Below are 463 nucleotides of genomic sequence, written 5' to 3' on the forward strand. Positions count from 1 at the left end.
CGAGACCTGGCGGCGTACTCATAGTACGATTCCGTAGGTTGGCATACTGTATGGGTGGAAGCACGGGGGAGACTTCGTGTGGACCGTACAGCAACGAAAATCATGGTCTCAGTAGCAGCGAGAGTCGGGTGTGAACCCCGACGGCCTTACGCGCAAGGGTTCCTCGGCACTGCTAATCAGCCGAGGGTTAGTCGATCCTAAGTCTAACCGTAATTCGAATTAGATGAAAGGGAAACTGGTTAATATTCCAGTACCTTCTTGCACTCAAAGTCGACGCTTTAGGAAACACCGAGCGGGGCCTTCGCCCCGTCGAATCACCGAACTTCGTGGAAGCCGTAATGGCACGAAGCGAAAGAATGGTGAGATAGGGAAACTCGGCGGTACCTAGAGCCCGTGAAAAGACGAGCAAGAAGATCGTACCGAGATCCGACACAGGTGCGCTGGCAGAGCAAGCCAAGGTCTG

Annotated in this window: 1 rRNA gene; it reads left to right on the forward strand. The window is 54.0% G+C overall.

The annotated features are described in order from the left end of the window. A 23S ribosomal RNA gene (locus tag AUR66_RS22090) occupies positions 1–463 on the forward strand; the annotation flags it as partial.

It is taken from the genome of Haloferax profundi (assembly GCF_001469865.1).
Lineage (GTDB): Archaea > Halobacteriota > Halobacteria > Halobacteriales > Haloferacaceae > Haloferax > Haloferax profundi.